General features: G+C 41.8%; 21 protein-coding genes and 3 pseudogenes. 7 read left to right on the plus strand and 17 right to left on the minus strand.

Annotation, left to right across the window (positions count from 1 at the left end):
- Window positions 1–104: 104 nt before the first annotated feature.
- Window positions 105–770, minus strand: coding sequence for a deoxyribonuclease V (gene nfi, locus GTQ43_RS00455; RefSeq protein WP_265269729.1), 666 nt, complete (start codon window positions 768–770; stop codon window positions 105–107).
- Window positions 771–1002: 232 nt separating this feature from the next.
- Between nfi and GTQ43_RS00460 the strand changes: the two genes are divergently transcribed.
- Window positions 1003–1524, plus strand: coding sequence for a hypothetical protein (locus tag GTQ43_RS00460; protein WP_265269731.1), 522 nt, complete (start codon window positions 1003–1005; stop codon window positions 1522–1524).
- 34 nt (window positions 1525–1558) lie between these two features.
- Window positions 1559–1779: pseudogene (locus GTQ43_RS41675) on the plus strand (hypothetical protein); the annotation flags it as partial.
- On the opposite strand, the gene GTQ43_RS00465 reads toward GTQ43_RS41675, so the two are convergent.
- The 3 genes from GTQ43_RS00465 to GTQ43_RS00475 all read right to left on the minus strand — a co-directional run bounded on the left by GTQ43_RS00465 (window position 1779) and on the right by GTQ43_RS00475 (window position 5084).
- Window positions 1779–2798, minus strand: a complete 1020-nt coding sequence (locus tag GTQ43_RS00465; RefSeq protein WP_265269732.1) for a leucine-rich repeat domain-containing protein — start codon at window positions 2796–2798, stop codon at window positions 1779–1781. The pseudogene GTQ43_RS41675 and the gene GTQ43_RS00465 sit on opposite strands and share 1 nt — an antisense overlap.
- An 87-nt stretch (window positions 2799–2885) precedes the next feature.
- Entirely contained in the window at window positions 2886–3977 is a 1092-nt protein-coding gene (locus GTQ43_RS00470; protein WP_265269733.1) for a leucine-rich repeat domain-containing protein, read from the minus strand.
- A 90-nt stretch (window positions 3978–4067) separates the two neighbouring features.
- The gene (locus GTQ43_RS00475) at window positions 4068–5084 is read right to left on the minus strand and encodes a potassium channel family protein (protein WP_265269735.1); all 1017 of its coding nucleotides are present in this window, start codon (window positions 5082–5084) and stop codon (window positions 4068–4070) included.
- A gap of 136 nt (window positions 5085–5220) precedes the next feature.
- Between GTQ43_RS00475 and GTQ43_RS00480 the strand changes: the two genes are divergently transcribed.
- Window positions 5221–5844, plus strand: coding sequence for a Uma2 family endonuclease (locus tag GTQ43_RS00480; RefSeq protein ID WP_265269737.1), 624 nt, complete (start codon window positions 5221–5223; stop codon window positions 5842–5844).
- 565 nt (window positions 5845–6409) lie between these two features.
- On the plus strand, window positions 6410–7675 hold the full coding sequence (locus GTQ43_RS00485; protein WP_265269739.1) for an aspartate aminotransferase family protein: 1266 nt from the start codon (window positions 6410–6412) through the stop codon (window positions 7673–7675).
- Between the two features lie 92 nt (window positions 7676–7767).
- Here the strand turns inward: GTQ43_RS00485 and GTQ43_RS00490 are convergent, their stop codons facing one another.
- The 5 genes from GTQ43_RS00490 to GTQ43_RS00510 form a co-directional block, all read right to left on the minus strand.
- A complete protein-coding gene (locus tag GTQ43_RS00490) occupies window positions 7768–8376 on the minus strand; it encodes a DUF4129 domain-containing protein (protein ID WP_265269741.1) in 609 nt (202 codons plus the stop codon).
- 138 nt (window positions 8377–8514) lie between these two features.
- Window positions 8515–9003, minus strand: coding sequence for a DUF2243 domain-containing protein (locus GTQ43_RS00495; protein ID WP_265269743.1), 489 nt, complete (start codon window positions 9001–9003; stop codon window positions 8515–8517).
- 97 nt (window positions 9004–9100) lie between these two features.
- On the minus strand, window positions 9101–9493 hold the full coding sequence (locus GTQ43_RS00500; protein ID WP_265269745.1) for a pentapeptide repeat-containing protein: 393 nt from the start codon (window positions 9491–9493) through the stop codon (window positions 9101–9103).
- A gap of 171 nt (window positions 9494–9664) precedes the next feature.
- On the minus strand, window positions 9665–10102 hold the full coding sequence (locus tag GTQ43_RS00505; protein ID WP_265269747.1) for an RrF2 family transcriptional regulator: 438 nt from the start codon (window positions 10100–10102) through the stop codon (window positions 9665–9667).
- Between the two features lie 346 nt (window positions 10103–10448).
- Window positions 10449–11999 (minus strand): mercuric reductase, encoded by a 1551-nt coding sequence (locus GTQ43_RS00510; protein WP_265269751.1) that lies wholly within the window; start codon window positions 11997–11999, stop codon window positions 10449–10451.
- Window positions 12000–12322: 323 nt separating this feature from the next.
- On the opposite strand from GTQ43_RS00510, the pseudogene GTQ43_RS00515 reads away from it, so the two are divergent.
- Together GTQ43_RS00515 and GTQ43_RS00520 are read left to right on the plus strand one after the other, a co-directional pair.
- Window positions 12323–12484: pseudogene (locus tag GTQ43_RS00515) on the plus strand (UDP-N-acetylmuramoyl-tripeptide--D-alanyl-D-alanine ligase); the annotation flags it as partial.
- Window positions 12481–13050, plus strand: a complete 570-nt coding sequence (locus GTQ43_RS00520; RefSeq protein ID WP_265269753.1) for a GNAT family N-acetyltransferase — start codon at window positions 12481–12483, stop codon at window positions 13048–13050. The pseudogene GTQ43_RS00515 and the gene GTQ43_RS00520, both read left to right, overlap by 4 nt.
- Here the strand turns inward: GTQ43_RS00520 and GTQ43_RS00525 are convergent.
- The 8 genes and pseudogenes from GTQ43_RS00525 to GTQ43_RS00560 all read right to left on the minus strand — a co-directional run bounded on the left by GTQ43_RS00525 (window position 13028) and on the right by GTQ43_RS00560 (window position 19778).
- Complete coding sequence (locus tag GTQ43_RS00525; RefSeq protein ID WP_265269755.1) at window positions 13028–13363, minus strand: hypothetical protein; 336 nt, start codon at window positions 13361–13363, stop codon at window positions 13028–13030. The genes GTQ43_RS00520 and GTQ43_RS00525 overlap by 23 nt on opposite strands.
- 202 nt (window positions 13364–13565) lie before the next feature.
- Window positions 13566–13967, minus strand: a complete 402-nt coding sequence (locus GTQ43_RS00530) for a fasciclin domain-containing protein (RefSeq protein ID WP_265269757.1) — start codon at window positions 13965–13967, stop codon at window positions 13566–13568.
- A 217-nt stretch (window positions 13968–14184) separates the two neighbouring features.
- The gene (gene trmFO, locus GTQ43_RS00535) at window positions 14185–15501 is read right to left on the minus strand and encodes an FADH(2)-oxidizing methylenetetrahydrofolate--tRNA-(uracil(54)-C(5))-methyltransferase TrmFO (RefSeq protein WP_265269759.1); all 1317 of its coding nucleotides are present in this window, start codon (window positions 15499–15501) and stop codon (window positions 14185–14187) included.
- 99 nt (window positions 15502–15600) lie between these two features.
- On the minus strand, window positions 15601–16359 hold the full coding sequence (locus GTQ43_RS00540) for a Uma2 family endonuclease (protein ID WP_265269761.1): 759 nt from the start codon (window positions 16357–16359) through the stop codon (window positions 15601–15603).
- 94 nt (window positions 16360–16453) lie between these two features.
- Window positions 16454–16750 (minus strand): annotated as a pseudogene (locus GTQ43_RS00545) (DUF2887 domain-containing protein); the annotation flags it as partial.
- A 107-nt stretch (window positions 16751–16857) separates the two neighbouring features.
- Complete coding sequence (locus GTQ43_RS00550) at window positions 16858–17655, minus strand: tetratricopeptide repeat protein (protein ID WP_265269762.1); 798 nt, start codon at window positions 17653–17655, stop codon at window positions 16858–16860.
- Between the two features lie 115 nt (window positions 17656–17770).
- Window positions 17771–18541: a 3-methyl-2-oxobutanoate hydroxymethyltransferase gene (gene panB / locus GTQ43_RS00555; protein ID WP_265269764.1), complete on the minus strand. Its 771-nt coding sequence runs from the start codon at window positions 18539–18541 to the stop codon at window positions 17771–17773.
- A 130-nt stretch (window positions 18542–18671) separates the two neighbouring features.
- Window positions 18672–19778 (minus strand): two-component regulator propeller domain-containing protein, encoded by a 1107-nt coding sequence (locus GTQ43_RS00560; protein WP_265269766.1) that lies wholly within the window; start codon window positions 19776–19778, stop codon window positions 18672–18674.
- An 889-nt stretch (window positions 19779–20667) separates the two neighbouring features.
- Between GTQ43_RS00560 and GTQ43_RS00565 the strand changes: the two genes are divergently transcribed.
- Window positions 20668–22098 carry a form I ribulose bisphosphate carboxylase large subunit gene (locus GTQ43_RS00565; protein ID WP_265269768.1) on the plus strand — a complete coding sequence of 477 codons (1431 nt, stop codon included), beginning with the start codon at window positions 20668–20670 and terminating at the stop codon, window positions 22096–22098.
- The last annotated feature ends 67 nt before the right edge of the window (window positions 22099–22165 follow it).

Genomic DNA, 22165 nt, shown 5'->3' on the forward strand with positions numbered 1-22165 from the left:
TCTAACTTCGTAAATCGTATTTAGTTACATCAACTTCTTTCTGTGCGATTCCTAACACGATTGCGTAGGTGTAAGCAAGTATTTAGAAAAAACTTCAACAAGCTTTATTTTGCCGAGGCTAGTTTATCAGCAATGCGTGTAGTTTCTGGCAGCCGATATTTTGGTGTGCAGCGTAATACATAGTCAATTGCTGTCGGTAAACTAATTCGATGACCACTGGAGATATATAGAGGTTTTACTCCTGTGCGCGATCGTAAAACTGCCCCAATGGTCTCACCTTTATATATCAGTGGTTGGCTGCTGCCCTTTGCTTGTGCCAATTCTTCATGTTTACCCACTAACAACGACTTAGCTACACCAATTGTTGGCATATCTATGAGTAAACCTAAATGGCAAGCTATACCTAATCTGCGGGGATGAGCAATTCCCTGACCATCACACAGGATAATATCTGGGATTGTTGTAATCTTTTCCAGAGCATCAAGGACAGCTGGTATTTCCCGAAATGAGAGGAACCCAGGAATATAAGGGAAGGTTGTAGGACGGTGTGCTAGGCTTGTCTCGATTACTTGCAAATCAGGAAAACTTAGTACTGCCACAGCTGCACGGCTAATGGTTCCATCCGCTTCAAAACCCATATCCACACCAGCAACGTACCGGATAGGTTCTTGTAGTTGATCTTCAGTAATGACTTTATCTTGGAGCTTTTCTTGGATAACTATAGCTTCCTCAAGTGTTGAGGGCCAAGTATGGTCTTGATAAATCTTCATATTGAAAATTTTAATTAAACTGATTAATATTAATCCTATGAATTTGCGAAGGCAAAAACAGCTGTTTTTGCAGGAAAAATGTATTTTTTACAAAAGTCTATAAAAGACTATCTTTATACTAAATATTTTACACAAATTATTTGACATTTTGCATCATAGTGTTACTTCCGGCTGTCGAGAGGGAATCCTAACAATATAAGTTTATTTTCCTAGATTTTCTCTTTTAGTGGTTATGATACAGCCGAATATTCTGGAACTTGCAAAACAGGGAGATGTAGAAGCGATCGCATCTCTGATGAACCGCCACTTACACCCCAAAGGGATCGCTGCAAAAGTGGTCTTCAAAGATGCTTTTTTAGAGGTAACGCTAGAATCTGCCCAAGTACCAAATCAGCAAATTTTAGTTGCTTTTATCCGCAAAGGTTTAACTGCTTTAGGGGCTGTATCTGTTGAAAGTGTGAAAGTTTATGGACAACAAACTGGTAAGGATTTTCCAGCTTGGACTAAAGAGTTTAATCTAGGTGTAACAGAAACTGAACTAGAAGCATTAGATGATGAAAATTCTACCAGCAATCCTCAAGTTATGACTATTTCTATTAACTTAAGTGGCGATCCAGCACGGGGCTTAACAAACCAAGATTTTGAATTTATTGCCAATCAAATAAGCGCTGATATATTAGCATCTTGTACTGACGTTTTTATTCAAAAAGTAAGTATTAGTAATGGTAGCTCGGTGATTACAAAAGAACGTTAATATTTAACTTCAATATGCTAGAAAGTTGTACAATATAGTTAATACTCCGATCAATATTCCCGGATATCGCATTAATGAAGAACTCTACAATGGTTCTAGAACTCTCGTTTATCGAGTGAATCAGGAAACTGACTCATTGTAGTCATTAAACTGCTGAAAAATCCCTATCTGAGTTTCAGCGAACTCTTGTCATTTCGTAATCAGTACACCATTGCCGAAAATCTTAACTTACCTCTGATAGTTACCACCTACAGCTAATCAAATTGACAAATAGATTCTGGTTTTACAGGACAGTTTTTGCGTGCGATCTGGTTATTCTTAATATTAATAAAAGTCAAATTAGTCAGATTAGACAAAGGCTTGATATCGCTGATTTTATTTGAGTTAAGAGAGAGTTCAGTCAAATTAGTCAGATTAGACAAAGGCTTGACATTGCTGATTTCATTTGATTCAAGAGAGAGAATAGTCAAATTAATCAGAGTGGATAAAGGCTTGATATCGCTGATTTCATTTGAATTAAGGTAGAGATAAGTCAAATTAGTCAGAGTGGACAAAGGCTTAATATCACTGACTTCATTTGAGCGGAGGGAGAGAGAAGTTAAATTAGTCAGAGTGGACAAAGGTTTGATATCGCTGATTTTATTTGAGCGGAGGGAGAGAGCAGTCAAATTAGTCAGAGCGGACAAAGACTTGATATTACTGATTTCATTTGTGTCAAGGTTAATAGAAGTCAATTTTTTCAGAGCAGACAAAGGCTTGATATCGCTGATTTCATTTATGCCGAGGTCGATAGAAGTCAAATTAGTCAGAGTAGACAAATGCTTGATATCACTGATTTTGTTTGAGTGAAGGTCGATAGAAATCAATTTTTTCAGAGCAGATAAAGGCTTAATATCGCTGATTTCATTGAAATTGAGGTTGAGAGAAGTCAATTTTGTCAGAGCAGATAAAGGCTTGATATCGCTGATTTCATTTGAGCCGAGGTCGAGAGAAATCAAATTAGTCAGAGCAGACAAAGGCTTGATATCACTGATTTTATTTGAATTGAGGTCGAGAGAAGTCAAATTAGTCAGCTTTTGGTTAGCCTGGTTGCAATTTTGAGTTTGGGCTTTTTCTAAAAGAACCTCAACAGTATGTTTTGTCTGTGGGGGTAAAGTTGATTTCTGCTCACACCAATCTGTAAAGCTTTTGGAATTTTCTACAGGAGCAGCAATAGTCTGTGTGGTGTAAAATCCCAAAGTAAATATTGTGGCGATGCTTAAGGTAAGTTTCATTATGATTTTTTTCTTATTTTAGTAGATGTTTGCTAATTGCTATATTCAATCTGTAAAGGTAAAGTGAGTTATTAGTCTTGTGTGAAGCTAATAAAATTTACAAATACATTCTGGTTTTACAGGACAGATTTTGGGTGCGATCGGATTTTTTATAATATCAATAACAATCAAATGAGTCAAAGCGGATAAAGGCTTGATGTCGCTGATTTGATTTGATTTAAGGTTGAGAAAGATCAAATGAGTCAAAGCGGATAAAGGCTTGATGTCGCTGATTTGATTTACGAAGAGGTAAAGATAAGTCAAATTATTCAGAGTGGACAAAGGCTTGATATCACTAATTTTATTTACAGAGAGGTTGAGAAGATTCAAATGAGTCAAAGCAGATAAAGACTTGATATCGCTAATTTTATTTGAGCCGAGGTCAAGAATAGTCAAATTATTCAGAGTAGATAAAGGCTTAATATCGCTGATTTTATTTACTGAAAGGTCGAGAATATTCAAATTAGTCAGAGCGGGTAAAGGCTTGATATCGCTGATTTTATTGGAGTAGAGAGAGAGAGAAGTCAAATTAGTCAGGGTAGGTAAAAGCTTAATATCGCTGATTTTATTTGAGCCGAGGTCGAGTCCAGTCAAATGAGTCAGAGTGGATAAAGGCTTAATATCACTGATTTTATTGGAGCGGAGAGAGAGTTCAGTCAAATGAGTCAGAGTGGATAAAGGCTTGATATCGCTGATTTTATTTGCACCGAGGGAGATATAAGTCAAATTAGTCAGAGTGGATAAATATTTGATATCGCTGATTTTATTTGAGCCAAGGTCGAGAGAAGTTAAATTAGTCAGATTGGACAAAGGCTTGATATCACTGATTTGATTGAAGTCAAGGGAGAGTTCAGTTAAATTAATCAGATTGGATAAAGGCTTGATATCGCTGATTTCATATGAGTCAAGCTTAAGAGAAGTCAACTTGATAAGTCTTTGGTTAGCCTGGTTGCAGTTTTGAGTCTGGACTTTTTCTAAAAGAACCTCAACAGTATGTTTTGTCTGTGGAAGTAAAGTTGATTTTTGCTCACACCAATCTGTGAAGCTTTTGGGAGTTGCTAGGGGAGCAGCAGTAGCCTGTGTGGTGTAAAATCCCAAAACAAAAGTAAATATTGTGGCGATGCTTAATATAAGTTTCATTGCATGATATTATACTTTTAAAGTATGCAATTACACTATACAAGCATTACTTAAAAGTTAGTATAAAAAAAGTAGTTAAGGAAAATAAAATTAGCTATTTTTCGGTCGCCGTAGTTGCTTGGAATTAATCGGGCCGAGAATTTGGTTAAGGCTACGCAACTGTTCTGCTGTACCCATCCCAATCAGACGATCGCCTGGCATTAAGACTGTATCGCCAGTGGGGCCACCGATGAGAGTCCCATCAACGCGGCGAATTGCTAGAACTAATGCCCCAGATTGCGATCGCAATCTCGCTTTTTGCAAACTCTGACCCACAAAGGGACAAAAAGCCGGGTCAAGTAAAAATTCTTCCATGTATAACTGGCGGTCTGCACCTGTCAAAATCCCGTCTACAAAGTCCAATACTTGCGGTCTAAGTGCCGCAGCAGCCATGCGCTTCCCACCAGTAATATAGGGAGATATGACTTCATCTGCGCCACCGCGTCGTAACTTCTGTAAAGCTTCTTCTGTACTGGCGCGGGCAATCACCCGAATTCCCGAATTCAGTGTTTTTGCTGATAAAACTATATATAAATTTTCGGCATCGGAAGGCAGGGCTGCAACAATACACATCGCCCTTTCAATACCAACTTTCAAAAGCGTATCATCTAGGGTAGCGTCACCTTGGAATGCTGTATAACCTTCCATCTGTGCCCTTTGCACAGATTCCATATCAGCATCAATCACTACAAAAGGTACGCCTTCTGCCTGAAATTCCTTGGCAATTTGACGACCAGTTCGACTAAATCCACAGATGATGTAATGTTCTGACAGGGATTCCATTAACCGCCTCTGTTGTTGTAGCCGAATTCCTTCTTGAAAGTAGCCTTGAATAATCGCTTCTGTAAATCTGTTGACAATGTAACCAATATTGACTACACCCAACAAAATCAGGGCAATTGTAAACAATCGTCCTCGGCTACCCAGTGGGTGCGTCTCTCCGTATCCCACAGTCGCTAAAGTGATGACTGTCATGTAAGCCGCATCTTCCCATGACCAGCCTTCCACTAACGAGTACCACAAAGTGCCAATGAAGAAAACACCGCCAAGAGCGATCGCCCCGGCCATTAACTCCTTTTGGATACGTTGATATTTTTGCTCAAGTGTTGAGAATGAAGTAACAATAGTACTTTTAACCTACTTTTCTAGTTTTCTGCTAACTTTTTAGTATATTTAAACTCAGTTTGACTTTGAGGATTAACTGATGACTCAAGCCCTACAAAGAAAACTAGTTACGTTTGAAGAATTTATCACTAAATACCCTGACAACTCAAATAAACGCTACGAATTACACGATGGAGTAGTAATTGAGATGCCACCACCGACAGGCGACCATGAGGAGATTATTTTATTTTTAATCGAGAGATTTATTTTAGAATATACCCGACTGAAGCTATCTTATGGCTGTCCCAAAACAGCATTCGTAAAACCATCTGAAAGTGAATCTGCTTATTTACCAGATGTGTTGTTCTTAAACCGCTCCAACCTAGTAAATGAACCTCTGTGGAAAAAAGAATCCATTCTTACTCAAGCAGAGTCAATTCCTTTGGTAGTTGAGGTCTTAAGTACAAACTGGAGAGATGATTATTTTACAAAATTGGGTCGTTATGAAGGAGTCGGCATCTCTGAATATTGGATTGTAGACTACGCAGCACTGGGAGGCAAGCGATTTATTGGCAACCCCAAACAGCCGACAATATCGATTTATTCACTAGTTGAGGGTGAATACCAACTCGACCTGTTTCGTGGAAGCCAACCCATCCAATCACCCACTTTCCCAGAATTGGATTTAACCGCAGAGCAGATTTTTAATGCTGGTAATATCTGAAGCAATACTGCGTAGGTTTTGAGTCGATCCCCCCAACCCCCCTTAAAAAGGCTACGGTGTACACACAAGTCTTTGAGAGTGACCTCATAGGCTTTTGATCCCCCCAACCCCCCTTAAAAAAGGGGGCAAAAGTCTCTTAAAGTCCCCCAATTTATCGGGGGATTTAGGGGGATCTCCAACGATTTTGGGTTTCTACAGAGATGTGTGTACACCGTAGCCTTAAAAAGGGGGGCTAAAAATGCCTTATTTTCCCCCTTTTTAAGGGGGACTAAGGGGGATCTGCAATGACTATCCACCAAAACCTACGCAGTATTGATATCTGAACGGCATTTTTTGAACCGATAAAAATTCCTGGAATCATTATCCAGAAGGGGTTATGTTAATTTAATTAAATACGTTGTTCATTCCCCACCTGATTCTGTAGCACAAAATCAAGTGGGGAATTTGGGATATAAACGTTAACTTAAAAAGAAGTACGAATTGTGCTAAATAAAAAGTAATTTTTAGGGATTTCTAGGAAACTAGTAAATAACTATATAATGAAAAACTTTCAGGAGGAGCGGTAGTGAGCCTACAAACTCTCGTTGACCAAGCCACCATCCCCCCAGATTCAGCTTTTGATACAGATAGCTTTAATGAAGCTGTCATGTCTACCTACGGTCGGTTTCCCTTAGCATTAGAACGGGGTGCTGGATGCCGGGTTTGGGATACACAGGGGCGCGAATATCTGGATTTTGTCGCGGGAATTGCGACTTGTACTTTAGGACACGCTCACCCAGTTATGGTAGAAGCGGTAACACGCCAAATCCAGAAGCTGCACCATGTCTCTAATTTATACTACATTCCTGAACAAGGAGAATTAGCAAAATGGCTCGTTGAACATTCTTGTGCCGATCGCGTATTTTTCTGCAACTCTGGAGCAGAGGCTAACGAAGCCGCAATTAAACTGGCGCGGAAATATGCCCACACAGTATTAGACATTGAAAAACCAATTATTTTAACCGCCAATGCCAGTTTCCACGGGCGGACTTTGGCCACCGTTACCGCTACGGGACAACCAAAATATCAAAAATATTTTGATCCTTTGGTTCCTGGGTTCCACTACGTAAATTACAACGACATTAACGCTCTGGAAGTGGCGATTAGTGAGTTGGATGAAGGAGATTATCGAGTAGCGGCGATTCTAATTGAGCCATTGCAAGGAGAAGGCGGTGTCCGTCCAGGCGATGTTGCCTATTTCAAAAAGCTTCGGCAGATTTGCGACGAAACTGGCGTTTTGTTGATTTTTGACGAAGTGCAAGTTGGTATGGGGCGCAGTGGCAAATTATGGGCTTACGAACATCTTGGCGTTGAACCGGATATCTTCACCAGTGCCAAAGGCTTAGGTGGCGGTATCCCCATCGGTGCAATGATGAGCAAGAAATTCTGCGATGTTTTTCAACCAGGGGAACACGCCAGCACCTTTGGCGGCAATCCTTTTGTGTGTGGTGTAGCACTCAGTGTTTGCCAGACATTGGAACGGGAAAATATTTTGCAGAATGTGCAAGATAGGGGCGAACAGTTACGAACTGGATTGAAAGCGATCGCAGCAAAATATCCTCAGCACATTGGCGAAGTTCGCGGTTGGGGTTTAATTAACGGTTTGGAGTTACGAGCCAACATTCAACTAACCGCAGTAGATATCGTCAATGCTGCCATCAAAGAGGGTGTATTACTCGTACCCGCTGGGCCAAAAGTAGTCCGATTTGTACCACCGCTAATTGTCACAGAGGCGGAAGTAAATACTGCTTTGGCAGCTGTAGAAAAGGCGATCGCAACTCTCACCAAATAGAATGTAGAGACGCGTTAGCGTAGCGGCACGAAGTGCAATTTCGCGTCTCTACATTTGTTTGTGTACAAAGGTTGCAACACAACGTCTCTTTTTCATTCGGGAGAAATTTCCCGATAAGCTTGCCGACACTGTTCATAATTGTCTGGCAAAATCTCGGTATTACCAAAACATAATTGCTCGTGAGTGGTAATTAAAGTTTCATAAGGCTGTATGGGAGTCACCAACGATCGCAGTAATTGCAAATATTCTCCATCTGTACGGCTGAGTTTGTGCGGTGCGATCGCCTTTTGATGCAACTGCTGCAACATCGCTAAATAAATACAACGGCAAGCCTCACGATAGTTACCTTGACGATAAAATTCTTGCGATCGCTCCAACAAAAGCGCTATAGATGACTCACTAGAGCTAGTTTTGACGCGAAAATCAGTGAGATTACTAGCTCTATTTAGCCAAGAATATACATAAGGACTGAATTCTCGCCATAATCGCCAACCTATCCAAACTATAAATAAGCCCACTACCAGCCAAAACAGGAATTTCAACAATTCACCGAACCAAGGACTAATCGACCATCCAGTAGGTAATTCTGGCAAAGCTCGTTCAAAGCGGTAAAACTGGTATTCCCACCATTCTCCTGCTTGTTGTTGGAATTGAGATAACTGCCAACTCCAGCTAGTTTTTTCAAAAGTATCTGTAGGCATAGAGGGGTAGGGGGTAGGGGGCAGGGGGCAGGGGGCAGGGGGCAGGGGGCAGGGGGCAGGGGGCAGAAGGCAGGGGGCAGGGAGCAGGGAGCAGGGAGCAGGGGAGAAGAAAATTAACCAATGCCCAATGCCTAATGTCTAATGCTTAATGCTTAATGACTCTTTTTTTATCATGAGCGAGCCGATAACAACAAGTAGCGCACCCAATGCAAGAAATCCTAAATCCCAAGCTAACTGATTTGGGCCTGGTTTTACATGATGAACACCGAGAATTTGGTGGTCAATTAAACCTTCAACCAAGTCAAACAACCCAGTACCAATTAGTATTGACCCAATAAAGGTCTGTGATGACCAAGGGACATCATCACGCGCCCCAGCACGCCATAGCAACACAAGTCCTACCACCGTGAATACCCAATTTAAGGTATGAAATAATCCATCCCATACCATATTCAAATCTATATTCGCCGTGTTTGTCAGAGGTCGAATGTTACTGAGCATATGATGCCACTGGAGGATCTGATGCAGTAAAATTCCATCAATAAAGCCTCCAAGACCTACACCTAGAAAAATTCCCGCAGTAATTAGCGGTGTGCGGCGGTTGAGCGTTTCACTTTTTGCCTCCATTGTCAACCTCATAGATAGGCTTTTTTACCAAATTACAACTCTTTGAGGAGAAATATCTTCTATCTGGAGGCACGTACAATTATTCAACTTAAATTAATCAATCTTCAAATTTGATTTGCATACCCGCTTTTACTGGATCGAAATCTGGGGGAAAATGAGTACTGCGATCGTAGTCTGCTTTTTCTAGGTTCGCTCCTTTTAGATCGGCTTGGCGGAGATTCGCTGACATCAATAATGCTCCCCTAAGATCGGCATCACTCAGATTAGCTTGACTCAAATCGGCAAAACTCAGGTCAGTTCCTCTCAAATTAGCGCTACTCAGATTAGCTTCACTCAAGTCAGCATAACTCAGGTCAGTTCCTCTCAAAGTAATGCCCTGCAAATCAGCATTACCTAGTTCTGCTCTACTAAAGTCTCGTTTTCCTGCTGCATAACTCTCTACAAGAGTAGCGGCACTATTTATGGGCTGTTGAGAATTAACTTCAGGCATATAACAGCCTCACAGGTTGTCTGGTTATTACTATTACTAAGGATTACATCACAAAAAAGGTCTAACTAGACAATTGAGTTAGCAAAGTTTTGAAAACTTTTATGCTTGAGGCGTAGTTCAATTAATTTTAATTAAGAATACAAGGATGAAAAACCTCACCCTTGAGCTTTTCTAAATGTAATACATTAGTTCTTTCTGCTTTCGCATTGCTCTTCGCTCACAAAGGTCTTGGAGTGTATATTTTTCCAAAACTGAGTTTGCGGCCTGACGTGCTTCCTGCCATACTTCCTGAATTAGCTCACCTTCAACCGTGTGCGGAGTCGGCTCACAATTCGAGACAACAATATCTGACCCTTCCATACAGCTAAAAGCATCAAACACTGTAATCTTTCCTGGGTCTCGTGCCAAAACATAGCCACCTTTGGCTCCACGTATACTTTTAATTAAACCTCCACGTCTTAATGTTGCCAGAAGTTGTTCTAAATAGCGGTTCGGGATGTCTTGCAATACCGCTATCTCTCGAATTTGCAGGGCTTCACCGTTAGGGTAGCAGGTTGCTAACTCTAACAGGGCTAGAAGTGCGTATTCTGATTTGTTAGAGATTACCACAGGCGTAATATTTTAAACTCACACTTAAATATACAAAGTCTTCAAGTTTGTTTCCCTAAACTAGTCTTGAGAAAAACTTTACAATCAACTCATCGTTGACCGGTTAACTCTACTTTAAAGACCTTCGAGTATAAAAGCAATTATATTTTATTTTCTATTCAATAAATAAAAGTGATTGATTATCGGATACTCTTCCAAGTGAAAGAACTTGCCGTTGACGCAGCCTCTCGTAGAGAAGTGTCGAAGTAGTGCTTACCATGAAGTCTAAAATCCAAAATCCTTTGACCTGTAGAAACGCAAAAGTTCGCGTCTCTACTTCAGATAGATAACTGTTCACTGATTTTGGTCAAGATAACTTTGTTATAAATCCCAACAATTTTTTAGTATTTGATGTCAGGAGTGTGCGGCGATAAGCATCAGCTGCTTTCTTAATAGCTTCGCCTTGAGTGGGATAAGGATGAATTACGCTACTTAACTTACTCAAGCCGATTTTATTCACCATTGCCGTAGTCACAACTGATATCATCTCACCCGCGTGACTGGCGACAATAGTTGCACCGATAATTTCATCAGACCCTTTTTTGTGATGGATTTTGAGAAATCCTGATTCTTCATCATCTGCGATCGCTCGGTCTACACTACTAAAAGGTATCTCGATCGTTGTTACTTCAATACCCAATTTCTGCGCCTCGTGTTCATATAATCCTACGTGGGCAATTTCGGGGTCAGTATAAGTTACCCAAGGCATCACCAAACTACTGAGTTTCGAGCGTCCTATGCCAAAGGGAGAAAACAGCGTATTTTTAATCACAATCCGCGCCGCAGCATCAGCAGCATGGGTAAATTTCCAGTTCATGCAGATATCACCAGCTGCATAAATTTTCGGATTGGTTGTCTGGAGATAATCATTTACCTTCACACCTTTGTGCTTGTCGTATTCTACCCCCACTGATTCTAAATTCAAACCTTCCACATTTGGCGATCGCCCCGCACCCACTAAAATTTCATCTACTGTCACCGAATCTCGATGACTATTAGAAGAAAAGTAAAGCCGTTTCCCCTCGGTAACAGTTACCACTTCTTCCAACTTGGAATTCAGCACCACGCGAATTCCTTCCCTAATCAAAACCTTTTGGAGAATTTCAGCCGCGTCAGCGTCTTCTTTATTTAGAAGATGAGAACCGCTATGAAAAAGCACCACCTCAGAACCCAAGCGCCGAAAAGCTTGCGCCAATTCGCAACCAATGGGGCCGCCACCAATCACCGCTAACCGTTCCGGTCGTTGAATCAGCGAAAAAACCGTCTCATTAGTTAAATAACCCGCCTTTTCAATTCCCAGAATCGCCAGATGTGCGGCTCTTGCGCCAGTAGCAATTACAGCTTTTTTAAACCGGAGGGTTTTGTCGCCAACTTCCACGGTATTTTTACTTGCAAATCGACCGCTACCCAAAAAGACATCGACACCTAACTTTTGAAATCGCTCCGCCGAATCATTATGACTAATATCAGCCCTTATCCGCCGCATCCTTGCCATAACTTTGGGAAAATCAACATCAATATTATGTTGGGGAATATTAACTCCCAATTCTTTAGCATCCCAGATTTCGCCAACGACGCGGGCAGACCGAATAATAGTTTTAGATGGTACGCAACCAACATTTAAGCAATCTCCACCCATGAGATGCTTTTCAATTAACGCCACTTTTAAGCCCAAATCTAGACCCGCAGCCCCCGCAGCCACCACTAATCCCGCCGTACCAGCCCCAATTACTACCAAATCGTAAACATCTGCGGGTTGAGGATTAACCCAGTTTGGCGGATGGACGTAAGACACCAACTTTTGGTTATACTCATCTGTTGGGCGAACTGTGACTCTCTCTAAATCTGAATTGGTCATTGGCTAAACCTCTTTTAAGAATTGAAAATACTAAAGTCAACTACCTTTTAGAGGAATTCAAAATTATGAATCCCGATAAATTGAAGCAGCTCAGTCTTTTATTTTTTATGCTTGTTTAATAAGGAATACAGCCTTTGAATTGTTTTGTCCGTTTGGGAATTGACAGATACGATTGAAACTTTCCTGTATAAACGTTTCAGCAATCGATAATTTACAGCAATTTGGTGGGTGGACAAGATGCCGAAGCGATCGCTCTTATACCAGTTTTTTATGAAGATGCACATAATAAGTCCCCCCTTCACATCAGGGGGTAAAACGGTATTAGTGCCGAAGGTATCTCATCGGAATGCTTTGCAACTCATGCCAAGTTAGTAGCTAGGTTGAAGATATTTGTATAAACAGGCGATTATTTATTATTCAAAGCCGCCCATTCTGTGGGACTAGATCGGGTTGTCAATCAGTTACGTGCAGAATTTCCCAAATGAATCTACCACTAGAAACCCCACGTCTCATACTACGGGACTTTATAGAATCAGATTGGCTAGCAGTTCATCAATACGCTAGCGATCGTGAAGTTGTGCGTTATTTGAATTTTGGCCCTAATAGTGAAGAAGATACCAGGGATTTTTTGCAAAGAGAGATTTCATTACAACGCGAAGAACCCCGTCAGCATTTTGCCTTGGCGGTGACTTTAAAAGCCCAAAAGGAATTAATTGGTATCTCTCGTATATCCATTCAGGATGCTGCTAACAAAACAGGCTCTATTGGATACTGCTTTACTAAGCAATTTTGGGGACAGGGATATGCAACTGAAGCTGTAAAAGCGATTGTATCATTTGGTTTTCAGGAGTTAGATTTACATCGCATCTTTGCAACTTGTCACCCAAAAAACATTGCTTCAACAAGAGTTATGCAAAAAATCGGAATGCAACAGGAAGGATATTTGCGAGAACACCATTGGATTAAGGGAGAATGGCGAGACTCTTGGCTATATGCCATCCTTGAGCATGAATGGAGAAGTCTAGATTTCAGGCGTTGTTGGAAAGACTAGGGCTATTAGTATAGTGTCTTTGAAAAAGAATTGCTCCCAAATTAGTCACCAAACAAGTGATTGCTAGCCACAGCAAGATATAAGTAGGAGCCATCACCACGCCAATCATGAACCAGGTATATACGTGCAGAATCATTATAGAAGCGAAAAAGCCGGCAATTCCAGCAGATTGCCACACTTGATACGATGGGCGACGTAAGGCTACTAGGCTCATCGTTAGAATTGTAACAATCAAGTTTGCTGGTACGAGAAACGCACAAATACCTATGCAGTTACCACGAGAGAACTCTACTAAGGTGTTAAAATCGAGCATTAATTTTTCGGGATAGATGTTAGCTTTTTAGGAACTTAATTTATTTTAAAATAACTAAATTTACATTAACAGATGAGTGAGTAATCACACTGCCAAATATAACATAAATTAAACTATTGAGTTGCGTTTTGATACTACTCAATAGTTAGTTAATTATAAAGATTTTGGATTAGTAGGGTGGAAAAGGCCCACCCTAGCTGAATTAACCCGGTAAAATCACGGTATCGATAACGTGTACCACACCATTATCAGCTTCGATATCTGCTGCTAAAACTGTGGCATTTTTAACTTCAAAACTATCTGAAGAATGAATTTTAATTGATGAACCTTCCACAGAATTAACCGTGCCAAGTTCTGCTAAATCAGCCTGTAGTAGCTTTCCTGGAACGACATGATACTTTAAAATCCGCGTTAGCTGGGGAATATTCTGTAACAGAGTTTGGATAGTTCCCGGTGGTAATTTAGCAAAAGCATCGTCATTTGGTGCAAAGACAGTGAACGGGCCAGGACTTTTTAATGTTTCTACTAAACCAGCAGCTTGTACAGCCGCTACTAGTGTTTTGAAAGATTCAGATGTAACAGCAATATCGACAATATCAGCCATATATCTTACCTAAATTTCTGCAACAGATTTTAAAGGATAATAAACCTATTTGAAGTTTTATTAAATAGGGAGTGGGGGAAAAGAGGCAGGGGAGCAGGGAGCAGGGGGCAGGGGGCAGAGGGGCAGGGAGCAGGGAGCAAAGAATAACTAACAAATGACAAATGCCCAATGCCCAATTCCCAATGCCCAATTCCCAATTCCCAATGCCCAATTCCCATTAATTCTGATTAGCTTTCCAGTTTGTTAGATCGGTTAAAGAGCGATCGCGGTAACGTCCGTAACGCTCTGGTTTACTTTTGATTTTCATTCCCAAATCGGGAAAAATCCCAAAGTTGGGTGGCATTGGTTGAAAATGCTTCGGCGAAGCGGAACTAATAAATTCCAATAACGCACCCATCATTGTTGTTGCTGGTAAAACCAAAGTTTCTTTACCCAAAGCTAGCCGCGCGGCATTAATTCCCGCCAAGCAGCCACCCGCAGCAGCAGCAGTGTAGCCTTCAGTACCAATCAACTGTCCCGCAGCTAACAATGTCGGACGCTCTTTAAATTGCAGAGTTGGATGCATTAGCTGAGGTGCATTAAGAAAAGTATTGCGGTGCATCACTCCCAACCGTACAAACTCTGCCTTTTCCAAACTGGGAATTAGCTGAAATATGCGTTTTTGTTCACCCCAACGTAGATTAGTTTGGAATCCTACCATGTTCCATAGTTGACCGGCTTTATCTTCTTGGCGCAACTGCACCACAGCATAAGGACGTTCCCCGGTGCGAGTATCTGACAATCCTACTGGTTTTAAGGGGCCGTAACGCATGGTATCTTCGCCACGCTGTGCTAGTTCTTCAATAGGTAAACAAGCTTCAAAAAATTTCGCCGTTTCCCGTTCAAAACCCTTGAGTTCTGTTTGTTCAGCAATACATAGTTCTTCTCTAAAGTGCAAATACTGCTCTTTATTCATTGGGCAGTTGAGATAAGCAGCTTCACCTTTGTCATAACGTGATGCCATAAAAGCAATGTCACGGTTAATCGATTCTCCCACAATTATCGGACTCGCGGCATCAAAAAAGCTCAGGTATTCCATCCCCGTAAAGCGCTGCAAATCTTCGGCTAAGTCGGGACTGGTTAAAGGCCCAGTTGCCAAAACCACAATTCCTTCAGGAATGGCAGATACTTCACCCCGACGAAATTCAATTAAAGGATGATGTGCTAAGGTTTCAGTCAAATCTTGGCCAAACTTTCCCCTGTCTACTGCTAGCGCGCCACCAGCAGGTACGGCGTGTTCATCAGCTTTGGAAATGACAATAGAACCAAATTGGCGTAATTCTTCGTGCAATAATCCCGTTGCGCGATCGCTTGCCATTGCTCCAAAGGAATTACTACACACTAATTCTGCCAAATGTTCTGTATGATGAGCAGGGCTAAAACGTTTTGGCCGCATTTCATGGAGAATTACTGGTACTCCAGCTTGGGCTATTTGCCAAGCTGCTTCAGTTCCAGCTAGTCCACCTCCAATTACTTGTATCGGTTGTTGTTCCATAGTTAAATTTTTAGTTTCTATATCAATAAGTATCACAGAAGTAAAATTAAATAAAAAAAGGCTAATTTATGACTACTTCTGTAAATCCAACAGCAGCATTTACAAATTATCTGTATCAATTCCTTTTTCTTTGAGTTTAGCTAGCAATTCTTGATAGCGATCGCGCTCTTCTTCTAATTCTTGTAAAGCCGCTTCCTTTGCTTGTGAAGCCGCTTCTAATTCTTGTAAAGCCGCTTCCTTTGCTTGACGTTCCTGTTCTGCACGTTGGCGTTCTTGTTCCCGTAACTGGTCAATTTCTCCGGGGCTTAAAAACTTTTGTCCGGTGGAAGAAACAATTTCCAAAGTATCCAGTGTTAATGTAAAGCGGATTCCCAAACGCGGACTTACCCAGCCATTCATCTCTTCGATAACTTCAAAACTATCCTCAGAATGGAGTAAGCCATTTAAATCATTCTTATCGGGATCGTAAATATAATATTCTTCCACACCATAACGCTGATAAAACTGCAATTTTTTGGTCATTTCTTTGAGGGTGTTACCTGGTGAGAGAATTTCAAATACTACCTGTGGCGGTATATTCTCTTCATTCCACTGTAAATAGGAACTCCGTTTTCCTTTTGGTCTGCCAAAAACTACCATCGTATCTGGCGCTTGTTTAATATTGGGGTTTCCTTGAACTGGATACCAAAACAAATCTCCGGCAATAAATACATCAGCTGGCGATGGAAATAGGATTTCTAAATTTTCTTTAATTTTGACAATCCATGCAAATTGTTCTGTATTATCAGCCATTGGCTGTCCGTCGCTTTCTGGGTAGATGACTTCGATTGTGGTTTCTGGTGTGACTTGTTGTACCATTGCTGCACCTCAAAATATGGGGTTTTTAGCTGATATTTCTAGTTTAGATAGCGAGACACAAAGTGGCTTGTCGGCAGACATCGCTTGTCTGAACTTATTCATCTAGAGGCGTTTGCTGTACTGCTTGCTGGACTTGTTCAACATCCAAATCTAACGCCTGTGCGATCTGTTCCACACTTAAACCCAGTGCTAGCAATTTAGGTACAGCTTCTAACTTTGCCTCAAAACGACCTTCTTCTTTGCCGTCTTGATAAACCCGTGTTTGCTTTAACTCACTTAATCCAAACATCGCCTCTATCTCCTCTCGACTTATGTTAGGCAATTTATAAACTAGGATTGTCTCTATTAATTCTAGTAATTGTTTTTGTGGCAGTTGCAAATTTACTGCTTTTTACGCCTACCGGCTAACTTGTAAAATCTCTGGAATTATATCGTAGTTGCGCTTTAGCGAAGACCGATGCAACTATAAACCATAATGATTTATAGTTGCCGACTTACTTACGACTGAATTTCGGACATCAAGTCGATCGCCTTTTGGTGAAATCTTGTGTTTTGATGCTTTAAAGCAATTTGGGCTGATTCTTGGAGATCAGCGATCGCTTCTTCCCGATTACCTAAGCGATAGCGAGCCAAACCCCTTGCGTAGAAAGCAAATTCATCCTCAGAATATATTTCACCTGCACCTACTTCTTCAATGTGGTTTGCTTCAGTGAAATCTGCAAATGCACCTTGCTCATCTCCTAACTCATAACACGCATTACCCCGCACATAATAAGCAGCTATTAAATTTGGATCTACATAAAGAGCCTTGGTTAAGTGCTTAATGGCTTGGCTATTAATACCTTGAGAATATTGCAGAATACCCAGATTGTAGTAAGAAATAGCAGAACGTTCCATACTAGCTATTAGACTGAAGTCTTCTATAGCACCTTGATAGTTACCAGAGTAAAAACAAGCTGCACCTCGTCCAAAATAGGCTCGTACATATTGCGGCTCTAATTGAATTGCACGATGACAATCTTCAATTGCATTTTGATTATCGCCTATTGCTGCACGAGCAACACCACGTTCAGCATAAGCCTGAGCATATTGAGGATTCAGTCGGATTGTTTCATTAAAATCTTCAATTGCATTTTGATAATCCTTTGTCAGTGAACGAGCTACACCACGACTAAGATATGATGTCAAATCCTCTGAATTTTGTAAAATTGCCTGAGTATAATTTTCAATGGCTCCTTGATAGTCGCCAGAATTATAAAGTATATAACCAAGGCTAGAGTATCCAAAAGCAAACATTAAATTGAGCATTGGTTTATAAAAGCTGATGACACTAGTATTATTCCCAAGTCAATGAATTGAAGATCACAATCTTTGCTCTGTTGTTTTGCGACTGCACACAATTTGCCACAAACTATGGAAATTTCCGATCGCGCACTTCCACGGCATAATCTTGCACAGCCTTGGTAATCGTTTCTCGCAAGTTGGTGTAAACCTTGGCAAATGGTGGATGCTTCTCGGCAAGTCCGATTACATCTGAGGTAACTAAAACCTGTCCATCACAGTGAGTTCCTGCACCGATACCAATTGTCGGAATCGTGAGTTTTTGTGTAATCTGCATTGCCAAATCTGCGGGGATATGCTCTAAAACTAGAGAGAATACACCTGCTTGTTCGAGAGCGATCGCTTCAAGTAAAATTCTCTCACTCGCTTCTTGGGTTTTCCCTTGTTGCCGTAAACCCAGTTGATGTACCGATTGTGGTGTCAAACCTACATGACCCATTACCGGGATTCCAGCTTCTACCAAACGAGTAATAGTTTCTGCGATCGCTGGATAACCACCTTCTAATTTTACCGCTTGAGCGCCGGTTTCCTTCAATATCCGCCCAGCTGAATGCATTGCCTGTTGGAGACTTTCTTGATACGTCAAAAATGGTAAATCTACAACTACTAATGCCCGTTTAACCCCACGGCGCACAGATTTGGCGTGGTATATCATCTCATCCAAAGTTATCGGCAGTGTTGTTTCATACCCTAAAACTACTGCCATAGAGTCACCCACAAGGATTAAGTCTACACCAGCTGCATCGATGAGTTGAGCGATCGCGTAATCCCAAGCGGTCAACGCCACAATTGAACGTCCCTGTTGTTTCCATTGAATTAATTGCTGGGTAGTGATTGCCATTTTGTGAGTGCTGAGTTAGGAGTTAAGAGTTAGAAGTGAAGATAGAAGTTAGGAGTTAGCAGTGAAGATAGGAGTCAATAGTTGAGAGTTTAATTTAATTCATAACTCCTAACTCCTAACTCTTAACTTGTCATTTCACGGCGCGACTGAAAGCAATATGGGTTTTTGCACTGTTCGTTTTAGGCATTAGCCAAGCTAGACCTTCACTAGTGCCAATCCATAATTTATTAGCGATATCAGGTGCAAGGGTAAGAACCCGACTAGAAGGAAGTCCAGCAACTTCTGCATCTAACACAGCGCCCGTATTTGGATTTAATCGTAACAAACCATTGCTAGTTCCAACCCAGACACTACCATCTTTAGCAAAACGTACCGCCTTCACGTCACGCCCACGCAAACGAGTCACAGATCGCAACACTGCACCAGTTTTTGGGTTAATAACTAGCAAATTATTTGGCATTCCCGCCCAAATTAATCCTTCTGGACTGATAGCTAAAGCTTGGACAGTCGTTCCTGGTAAATCTGCAATCCGCTTCATAATCCCAGCACTAGCGGTATTTACCCGCACCAACCCATCAAGAGTACCAACCCACAATTGACCTTCAGCATCTAAAGTTAGGGTGTTGGCACTGACACCAGGCAGATTTTTTACTGTTGTCATAATCAAGCCTTGGTCGGGACTAATTAAGGCTAAACCGCTATCGGTTCCAGTCCACAAATAACCCCGTTTGTCAAGTAACAGTGACAAAACCCGTTTAGAAGGCAAAAATAAATTCTGCGCGGTAATTTCACTAGTGCGGGGGTCAACTCGGAAAAGTCCCTCATAACTTCCCACCCACAAGCGTCCTACTTTGTCTTGAGCTAAAGCACCAATCGCCACATTCGGTAAACTTACACGAGAAATAATCTTGCCAGTTTTAGGATCAATCCGCGATAGTCCCCGCCAAGAACCTACCCAAAGATTGCCTGTAACATCTGCCAGTAAATTACCAACACGATAATCCGTTTCTGGCGAATTTTCTTGCACTCCCCGCTCATCGGGTAAGGGTTCTACTCGCGGCGGCGGTGCAGAAGCTGGGTAAGTAGGAGTCAGATCGGATGATTTGATGTCAGGGGTTTTTTGTGCCAATCCTATACTTGGCACAGCTATCAACCCCAGCAAGATAGAAGTAATTAAAAAACTAGCACGCTTGTAAAATAATATCACGGTGACGTTTCCTCTGGAGACACTACCCATAGCCGTTATCTAAACTGGCTTTGGGTTAATTTCAGTGTTCCCCTAGCTGAGATTTTTTAAACATTGGGATTGGGGATTGGAGATTAGGGCATTGGGCGTTCGTGTAGCGTCTCTACGAGAAGCCGTTGGCACAGCCTCTCGTAGAGAGGTATTGAGCATAAGTGAGAGTACTGAGTCAGGAATTCTCCCCTCTCTCTGCTCTCTTCTCCCGATCTCCCATGTCTAATGCCCAATTCCCCACCCGCCATTAATGACACTTTGTAAAGCATTTGTAACAAAAAGTTTAAATCTTTATGTAATAACAAAATTAAATAGATAAGTTAAAAACTTTCAAAGAATAACTTATCGAATTCTTGATATATTGTGAAACAAGTTACAAATTTACGTGGCGTGCAATTTTTTATCTTTTGCTCACCACTCTGCTAAATCTCTGTCAAGTAAATTCTTTTATGGTATCTTTTCCATCAACAGAGAAGATATAAGGAGTATAGAGGCGGGAATGTGTGCCAGCCAGCCCAATCCCCTGAATGCGCCGATTTGTAGGGAAATTATCTAAATGCTACCCGTGAAAAGCGGAAGTTTTGGTGAAATTGAGAAGGTTTAGTTGGGTGCTAAGAAGAGGTAAAAAAGAATTTTGATTCGTAGCAAGAGGGGACAGTAGAAGCACTAGGTCGTGTACCCCTAGATGGGGATAACACTGGTGAGGAGGGCTACCACCGCTACCAAAGTGTCCGCCGCAAAAAAACTGCTAACTTTTGCCAAAGACAACCCTTAACAAAAAATTTTCCCGATCTTCTCCCTGCTCAAGTGGGGAAAGAACCGGGTGAGGGAAAGTTGCCCAAAACGTGATTTGATAATTAACAAGAGTGATTTCAGGGAAGGATAAAATATGTCTTACGCTCAAACGAAGACTCAGAGCAAGTCTGGGTATCAAGCCGGGGTTAAAGATTACAGACTAACTTATTACACACCCGATTACACACCAAAAGATACCGATCTTCTAGCTGCGTTCCGCATGACACCCCAGCCTGGTGTTCCTCCCGAAGAAGCAGGTGCGGCTGTAGCGGCTGAGTCTTCCACAGGTACTTGGACAACTGTGTGGACAGACTTGCTCACCGACCTCGATCGCTACAAAGGTCGTTGTTATGATATCGAACCAGTTCCCGGCGAAGACAACCAGTACATCTGCTACGTTGCCTATCCTCTAGACTTGTTTGAAGAAGGTTCTGTAACCAACGTATTGACCTCAATTGTGGGTAACGTATTTGGTTTCAAAGCTCTGCGCGCACTCCGTCTAGAAGACATCCGCTTTCCAGTAGCTTATATCAAGACCTTCCAAGGGCCTCCTCACGGTATCCAAGTTGAGCGCGACAAGTTAAACAAATACGGTCGTCCTTTACTGGGTTGTACCATTAAGCCTAAATTAGGTCTTTCCGCTAAGAACTACGGACGCGCTGTATACGAGTGCTTACGCGGTGGTTTGGACTTCACCAAAGACGACGAAAACATCAACTCCGCACCATTCCAAAGATGGCGCGATCGCTTCTTGTTCGTTGCTGAAGCTATCACCAAAGCCCAGGCTGAAACCGGCGAAATCAAAGGTCACTACCTCAACGTCACCGCTCCCACCTGTGAACAAATGTTGCAACGGGCCGAGTTCGCTAAAGAACTCAAACAGCCCATCATCATGCACGACTACCTCACCGCAGGTTTCACCGCCAACACTACCTTAGCTCGTTGGTGCCGCGATAACGGTATCTTGCTGCACATTCACCGGGCTATGCACGCTGTAATTGACCGTCAAAAGAACCACGGTATCCACTTCCGTGTATTAGCTAAAGCCCTACGTTTGTCTGGTGGCGATCACATCCACACCGGCACCGTAGTTGGTAAATTGGAAGGTGAGCGCGGCATTACAATGGGCTTCGTTGACCTGTTGCGTGAAAACTACATTGAGCAAGACAAGTCTCGTGGTATTTACTTTACCCAAGACTGGGCTTCTCTACCTGGTGTAATGGCAGTTGCTTCTGGTGGTATCCACGTATGGCACATGCCCGCGCTGGTAGAAATATTTGGTGATGACTCCGTACTACAATTCGGTGGTGGTACTCTGGGACATCCTTGGGGTAATGCTCCTGGTGCAACCGCTAACCGCGTCGCCTTGGAAGCCGTTGTTCAAGCTCGTAACGAAGGTCGTAACTTGGCTCGTGAAGGTAACGATATCATCCGCGAAGCTGCCAAGTGGTCTCCTGAACTAGCTGTTGCTTGCGAACTGTGGAAAGAAATCAAGTTCGAGTTTGAAGCAATGGATACCGTCTGATCAAAAGTTAAGAGTTAGAAGTTAGGAGTTAAGAGTTACATTAATTCATAACTCATAACTCATAATT

The organism is Nostoc sp. KVJ3, assembly GCF_026127265.1.
Classification (GTDB): domain Bacteria; phylum Cyanobacteriota; class Cyanobacteriia; order Cyanobacteriales; family Nostocaceae; genus Nostoc.

Bases quoted from the DNA above. Each gene is read 5' to 3' on its own strand.
- nfi (WP_265269729.1), bottom strand. From the start codon at position 770: ATGAAGATTTATCAAGACCATACTTGGCCCTCAACACTTGAGGAAGCT.
- GTQ43_RS00460 (WP_265269731.1), top strand. From the start codon at position 1,003: ATGATACAGCCGAATATTCTGGAACTTGCAAAACAGGGAGATGTAGAA.
- GTQ43_RS00465 (WP_265269732.1), bottom strand. From the start codon at position 2,798: ATGAAACTTACCTTAAGCATCGCCACAATATTTACTTTGGGATTTTAC.
- GTQ43_RS00470 (WP_265269733.1), bottom strand. From the start codon at position 3,977: ATGAAACTTATATTAAGCATCGCCACAATATTTACTTTTGTTTTGGGA.
- GTQ43_RS00475 (WP_265269735.1), bottom strand. From the start codon at position 5,084: ATGGCCGGGGCGATCGCTCTTGGCGGTGTTTTCTTCATTGGCACTTTG.
- GTQ43_RS00480 (WP_265269737.1), top strand. From the start codon at position 5,221: ATGACTCAAGCCCTACAAAGAAAACTAGTTACGTTTGAAGAATTTATC.
- GTQ43_RS00490 (WP_265269741.1), bottom strand. From the start codon at position 8,376: ATGCCTACAGATACTTTTGAAAAAACTAGCTGGAGTTGGCAGTTATCT.
- GTQ43_RS00495 (WP_265269743.1), bottom strand. From the start codon at position 9,003: ATGGAGGCAAAAAGTGAAACGCTCAACCGCCGCACACCGCTAATTACT.
- GTQ43_RS00500 (WP_265269745.1), bottom strand. From the start codon at position 9,493: ATGCCTGAAGTTAATTCTCAACAGCCCATAAATAGTGCCGCTACTCTT.
- GTQ43_RS00510 (WP_265269751.1), bottom strand. From the start codon at position 11,999: ATGACCAATTCAGATTTAGAGAGAGTCACAGTTCGCCCAACAGATGAG.
- GTQ43_RS00520 (WP_265269753.1), top strand. From the start codon at position 12,481: ATGAATCTACCACTAGAAACCCCACGTCTCATACTACGGGACTTTATA.
- GTQ43_RS00525 (WP_265269755.1), bottom strand. From the start codon at position 13,363: ATGCTCGATTTTAACACCTTAGTAGAGTTCTCTCGTGGTAACTGCATA.
- GTQ43_RS00530 (WP_265269757.1), bottom strand. From the start codon at position 13,967: ATGGCTGATATTGTCGATATTGCTGTTACATCTGAATCTTTCAAAACA.
- trmFO (WP_265269759.1), bottom strand. From the start codon at position 15,501: ATGGAACAACAACCGATACAAGTAATTGGAGGTGGACTAGCTGGAACT.
- GTQ43_RS00540 (WP_265269761.1), bottom strand. From the start codon at position 16,359: ATGGTACAACAAGTCACACCAGAAACCACAATCGAAGTCATCTACCCA.
- GTQ43_RS00550 (WP_265269762.1), bottom strand. From the start codon at position 17,655: ATGTTTGCTTTTGGATACTCTAGCCTTGGTTATATACTTTATAATTCT.
- panB (WP_265269764.1), bottom strand. From the start codon at position 18,541: ATGGCAATCACTACCCAGCAATTAATTCAATGGAAACAACAGGGACGT.
- GTQ43_RS00560 (WP_265269766.1), bottom strand. From the start codon at position 19,778: ATGGGTAGTGTCTCCAGAGGAAACGTCACCGTGATATTATTTTACAAG.
- GTQ43_RS00565 (WP_265269768.1), top strand. From the start codon at position 20,668: ATGTCTTACGCTCAAACGAAGACTCAGAGCAAGTCTGGGTATCAAGCC.